Source organism: Geminicoccus sp., from assembly GCF_036263595.1.
GTDB lineage: Bacteria > Pseudomonadota > Alphaproteobacteria > Geminicoccales > Geminicoccaceae > Geminicoccus.
On the sequence record NZ_DATAGQ010000027.1, the window covers coordinates 1 to 6,376 of the forward strand.

Genomic DNA, 6,376 nt, shown 5'->3' on the forward strand with positions numbered 1-6,376 from the left:
CGACACCCTGCTGGACCCGCGCTTTGCCGACAACCCTCAGGTCACCGGCGAACCGCACATCCGGTTCTATGCTGGCTGTCCGCTTGTCCTCCCCTCTGGCAGCTGCGTCGGAACCTTGTGCATCATCGATACGCAACCGCATCAACTGGACGAGGCTGCGGTACGGCTGCTGCAGGACCTTGGCCATCTGGTCGAACGGGAACTAAGCGACAGAGGTTAGCTGGAATGCCGGCCGATGACCTTGATCAGTCCGTGTATCAGGTGGCGCCCCCAGCCGAGCGGAAGGACGACGCCGCTTTCGCGGTCGCGGCGAACACGTCCTTCGCCTGGGCCGTCGACATGGCGAGTGTCGTCCGCACGTCGGTCACCCCGCCGCCGGCGGCAAAAGCCGTAGATGGGCATGCGGGGAGGGACCTTGTCTTGTTAGGATCTCAATTTGCTCAGGTTACTGTCTCGGATGCTCCAGAGCAGCCTATCCGAGACGCACTTCATTGTCTTGTGCTGCAGTCCTGCCGGAGTACACCCATGCAATGCTCAGGTGCGATTGGTGGAGGAGGCTGCGCAGGATACTGTTGTACAGGATGCTACACTGCCATGTTCAGCGTCTGCCAGGAGGATGTGCTGTGTAGTGTTGACGGTATCAGTATAATCTGAATGTGCTGACGAGCACTTCCTGTAGAAGAAGGCGTTGATCAATGCGGCACCTGATCATGCTTGCTGGCGCGGCTATAGCACTTGGGGCATGCACAAGTGCCAGCGACACAGCTGATGACCAGCGGCGGCAGGCAGGCCTGATCCAATGCCCTGGCGGCAGCGATACCCTTGCCAGCTGCCTGGAAACAGCAACCAGGGAATGTCCAGCTGGCTTTGATATGCTCATCCTCGAAGAGGATCTCGAAGCATCGACGGCTGGGTCCTCTGGACCTCGCTTCATGGCAAAGTGCCGCGAGTGAGGTGTCATCCAGCTTGAGATCGTCCGCCTGGGTCAGGCAAGGAGCTTGGCTCAGATGGCCCGATCAGCCGTAGGACCTGGACGGGTCTGGTCTTGCCCTTGAGAGGCTCCTGAAGCGGCAAGAGCTTCGCCTGGTACATGTCCCGTACAAGGGCATAGGTCTCCGCCGAGATCAGGATCCGGCAGTGGTCGTCGATCGTCGCCGCGGGGTCCTTGAGCTGCTCGAGCCTGGCAGCGATGTTGGTGGTGTCGCCCAAGAGCGCATACTGCAGCCGGCTGCGCCCGCCGATGGCGCCAGCGGTGACGTTGCCGCTATGGATGCCGATCCGGATGCCGATCGGCGGCAGACCTCGTTCCGTCAGTTCCGCGCTGAGCTTGGGCAGGGTCTCCCGGATCATCAGAGCAGCATGGCAGGCGTTGATGGCATCCTGCTGGACGTCCTCATGGCTGGTGCGTGGGATGGGGGCGCCGAACACCGCCATCATCCCGTCGCCCATGAAGTCGGCGACGATCCCGCCGTGCTCGGTGACAAGATCAGTCATCTGGCCATGGAAGCGCTCCAGCCACTCGAACAGCTCGTGCGGCTGCAGTCGCTCCGCCACGCCGGTAAAGCCACGGATGTCCGAGAACAGCACGGTGGCCGGGAGCACTCTAGGGATCGGCCGGATGCCATCTACCAGCTCATCCCGCTCCGCCCAGAGCTGGTCGGCCACCGAGGGTGGCAGATAGCTGCGGAACAGGCCGGAGATGGCCTGGCGTGATCTGGTCTCGCGCCAGGCCACCAGCAGGAAGCCTAAGCCTGCGGCAATCAGCCAAGCCAGCAGGCTCGGGATCCAGGACACCCACCAGCCTTGCCCCATCGCCAGCCAGGCGCCGGCAGGGAAGAGCAGGGCACCGCCAAGGACGACCAGCAGCGATGCCCATGGCCGCCACACGAGCGCACCGGCCAAGGTGCCGCCAAGCGCAGCCAGACCCAGCAGGCCATAGGTCCACCAGGAGGAGGCTGGCTGGAACACCGGCAGCTCGCCACGCCCCTCCAGGATGAGCTGGGCCGCCAGCTGGGCATGCACCTCCACACCGAAAATGCTGCGCAGCGGCAGCTGATTGGCCGGATCGTCCACCCGCTCCGCGTTGAACAGGGCACCGGTGAAGTAGTCCTTCGACGATCGGGCGAGGGGACCGATCAGGATCGTCTTGCCGGCAAAGTCCTCAGGCTTGGTGCGCCCAGCCAGAACATCGGCAAGCGAGACCCTTGGCACCTGGCGTAGCGGCCAGCTCAACAGGCGCTGGTAGCCGCCAGCATCCAGCCGGACATAGGGGCCATCATGGCGCGTAAGCCCTGGCATGGGATGCTCACCAAGCTTGGACACACCCTCCGGGGTCTCTCCAAAGCCGATCTGCTGCTTTGCAAGCGCCGCCAACGCCATCCTGGTACCAAGCGACCATAGCCATAGGTCCTCGGTCTGCGATGCCAGCAGTCCTCTGCGGACAACCCGGTCAGCTTCGTCGGTCACCATCTCTGCGCTGACCAGACGATCACCCAGATCCAGGAATGGCGCCAGCTGGCTGTATTGGATGGCAGCACGATCCGGGAACATGCCGGTGTTCAGGATCACGACGAGCCGTGGGTCGGATTGCAGAAGGGTGGAGAGCCGTCTGAACCCGGCAAGATCGGGATAGGCACCCAGAGGCCCAACCGGCACATCGCTACGGAAGAAGTCGATGCCGGCCACAATTGGATCGGCCGCCAGGATCCGCTGCAGAGCGTCGGCCAGAACAGCATCCTTGGGCCGATCACCATAGATCCGCTGGTCGCGCTCGGTAACGCCCACGATCATGACGCCGGGATCTGGCAGGACCCGCTGGCGGTTCTGCGCGTTGACCATGAGGTCATGGCTCAGCAGTTTCAGCCGGCCTTGGGTCCGTGTCGTGGCCAGGACCCCGACGACGGCAACGGCGGCGAGAAGCACGGTCAGCGCAGAGGCTAGATCACGGCGCTGGCGGAGCAGGGGTCGTCACACGCGCTGCGGCCTCCAGCAAGGATGGTGTTGCATGGGCTGAGCATCAGCAGGATCACCCGAGCAGGCGAGGGGAGCCCATCCAAGGACAAGCCTCAGGCAGATATCCTGCCGCTCATGACTTCGGCTCAGCCGCTGGTCCTTCGCAGGGCAGAACCGCCGCGGATGACACCTGCAAGGGGGCTTCACCGTCAGCTGCTGTTCCTTCCGCTGGTGCTGCATGGAGGCTGGCAAGCGGCCGGTCGGGGGAGGGTGGTAGACCACCCTTGCCCGTGCGGATGAAAGTCGAACGGTCGCTGCCCTGGGCGGCACAGCTTTCCCGCAAGAGCTGGTCGGCGTCCAGAAAGGTGCCGGTAGCCAACTGCAGTTCGCTGCCGAGGTCGGTCTGCAGGCCGGTAGTCTCCACCGACGAACTGGCGGCAACAATGCTGGTGGCAGAGATGACGGTGGTGTCTCCAAGGAGCCGTGCCTCGCCCGAGCCCTGCAGGGGCTGACCGCTGCCGGTGAGCGACTCTACCCTGCTGTTGTTCAACGCGATGACAGGTGCCTGCAGCGTGATCAGGCTAGCTCCTGCGGCCGGCTCAATACCGCTGGAGGTGACGTCAGCGTTTAGAAGATAGATCAGTCCGGTTGCGGTGATGCCGATTTGACCGCCTACCGCAGTTTCTCCACGAGTACGCACGCTAGCATCTGCAATTGTCAGGGTATCAGTTATGATATCGACATTGCCGGCAGCTCCACTGCCAAGCGTAGACGAGCTGATTTCGCCCGCGTTATGGATCTCAAGTTCACCTGCTTGAACCGTTACTCCACCAGCCTCGCCGCTAGAGTCAGGCCCCGCTTCGCTGCCAATGCCAGTGAAGGCAGGAGGACCAAAGCCGCCACCGTTGATGATGAGTCGTTTGGCTTGAACCTTTACCTCACCGCCATCCCCTTCTGCAAAAGTACCGCTACTGATAGCGCCGAAGTCGGAAATCTCGAGTACGTCTGCTTCAACGCTTACAAGACCAGCGTCCTTTGTGCCTTGCGTATCACTTGTGATCAGACCGCCGCGGCGGATCTGTAGCTGACCGGCCTTAACGGTCACTACTCCCGCACTGCCCGTAGAATTCGGATTTGTCTGACTTGTGATACCGGTAAAAGCGGGAGACGCAAAGCCGCTGTCGATGATCAGTTGGCCAGCTTCAACGAATACATTGCCTGCATCGCCTGCCGCGAACGTGCTGCTGCTGATCGCCCCCACATTGAGCAACTTGAGCACATCAGCCTCGACCTTCACCATGCCGGCCCTGCCGCCGGTAGAGAGCCTGCCAGCCTGGCTCGTGATACCAGTGTTCAAGCCCCCACCATCGATGGTTAGATGGCCAGCGTTGACTGTTACCTGACCCCCAGTGCCTGCAGCAAAGGAACCACTGCGGATCTCCCCACCCTTGAGAATGTCCAACGAGGTCGTGGCCGTGACCGTCACTGGACCACCATTCCCAGTCGAGCCTTCCTCAGCACTGGCGAAAATGCCAGTAGGCAGTCCAGAAGCTTCGCGGTCGATAAGCAGCTGGCCGGTGTTAACTGTCAATTCTCCCGCATTTCCACCGGAAAATGTACTACTACTTACTACACTTCCTTCCCGGATATGCAGAGCATCGGCCTCAATATTTATTTTTCCGGCTTGACCTATGCTACCCCTTTTAGCCTCGCTGCTGATGCCGGTTAAAAATCCGGATCCAGTGCTATCGATATATATTTTGCCAGTGTCGATCTTCACGTCACCCGCGTTGCCTGCCCCGAAGGTGTTGCTGCTGATCGCACCCCCATTCAGTATGTTCATCACTCTCTCAGCAGTGACTGTCACTGGTCCAGCATTGCCGCCGGTAGAGGAAGATTCAGCGCTGCTAAAAACTCCAGTCGCGAACTCAGAATCTCCGCGTGCGATGGTCAGCTGCCCGGTTTCGACCGTTACTCCGCCCGCATTTCCTGCAGCCCTGGCTCTGCTGCTAGCATCGCCACCCTCATAAAAATCAAGCGTGTCGGCCTGAATAATTACCTGTCCACTACTGCCGGTACTGCGTGCGTCCGTCGTTGCTTGTGATCCTGAGGTGACGGCTACCACTGACGCTTCAACAACGATGCCACCACTTGCATTCTTTGCACCTATATTATCAGCATTGATCAACGAGAAGTCTTCTGCGACAAGGCGGTCACCACTGATGTGCACTGTACCGCCGCCATTGCCGCTGACGTCGACGAGGGCGCGGTCTGACAGACGAATGTCGGCGCCAGCGCCAATCATTTTCCCGTCTGCGATCTGCATGCTGCCGGCGCCATCTATGGCACTAATAGTGACACGACCAGCTTCCGCCTCAATGAATCCTAAGGGTCCACCCTTAATTTCGACATCTCCGCCTACTAGGGACAACGCCTTTCCCTCCGGCACCTCCAGCACGCTCTGGTCGACCGTGATCTTGCTGCGTTTGTCGCCCAGGAACCCGAACGCCTGCGGGGCCGCCACGCTGAGCTGGCTGCCGGCCGGATCCAGGGCACTGAACACGGCACCATCCGCAAAGCGCAGCTCGTCCGCCGTGCTGGCATGGAACGAGCCCGGCACGTCCAGCCTGGCGTTCGGCCCGAACACCACCCCGCTCGGGTTGATCAGGTAGACATCCGCGCCCGGCACGGTGGAGGCCAGCGTGCCGTCGATGGAGGAGGTCTGCCCGCCCGTCACCCGCGAGATCACGTTGTTCAGCCCGCCAGGACCGGTGAAGGTCACCTTGCCGTTGGTCTGGACCCCGAACCGCTCGAAGCTGTGGAACAGGTTCTGGCCGCGGATCTGGCCGAGACCAGCTTCCACCTCAATATTGCTGCCCGTGCGGCTCACCTTAGGGCCGAGCGTGCCGTCCGTGGCGACTTGGGCCACCGCGGGCCAGAGCGAGGTCGTGGCGAGCAGGAAGGCGAGGGCCGATATCCGGCCAGTGCTGATGTACATTAGGCGCCTCCCAAGGTTATGTTCAGCCTTGGACTGTCAGTAGGCACTGATACTCAACACATGAGAACCAAATGCAAGCGCCTAACAAGATCAGATTTTACAATATTTAGTAGTTACTTTCGCTCTGGCGGTATCAATCTACCTAGATTTACATCTGCCGAATTAGGAAGATCACCCAGAAGATAACGAACAATAGTTGTAGCAGCAATTCAGCGCAACTGGCCTTGTCATGAAAGCAACTGCAAGCTTGGAGTTAAGTACCGTCTCCGCCCTGCCTCAATACAAGTCGAACCCGATGCGGAAGCTGATGCCGGCGTCCTGGAGGAAGTCGTCGTCATTGTCCTCGCGGTTGAGCAGCGGGACGCCCCAGTAGAGCTCCGCCAGCATCCGCGGCGGGAAGCGCCAGCGCACGCCGATGCCCAAGGA

Annotated in this window: 3 protein-coding genes; 1 reads left to right on the top strand and 2 read right to left on the bottom strand. The window is 60.9% G+C overall.

The genetic code is table 11. The annotated features are described in order from the left end of the window. The first annotated feature begins 58 nt into the window (after nucleotides 1–58). Nucleotides 59–220, top strand: coding sequence for a GAF domain-containing protein (locus tag VHL31_RS26580; RefSeq protein ID WP_349262338.1), 162 nt, complete (start codon nucleotides 59–61; stop codon nucleotides 218–220). Nucleotides 221–957: 737 nt separating this feature from the next. On the opposite strand, the gene VHL31_RS01925 is transcribed toward VHL31_RS26580, so the two are convergent. Both VHL31_RS01925 and VHL31_RS01930 read right to left on the bottom strand, forming a co-directional pair. Further along, nucleotides 958–2,922, bottom strand: a complete 1,965-nt coding sequence (locus tag VHL31_RS01925) for a CHASE2 domain-containing protein (RefSeq protein ID WP_329659513.1) — start codon at nucleotides 2,920–2,922, stop codon at nucleotides 958–960. A gap of 163 nt (nucleotides 2,923–3,085) precedes the next feature. Continuing rightward, the gene (locus tag VHL31_RS01930; RefSeq protein WP_329659514.1) at nucleotides 3,086–5,950 is read right to left on the bottom strand and encodes a filamentous hemagglutinin N-terminal domain-containing protein; all 2,865 of its coding nucleotides are present in this window, start codon (nucleotides 5,948–5,950) and stop codon (nucleotides 3,086–3,088) included. Nucleotides 5,951–6,376 lie beyond the last annotated feature (426 nt).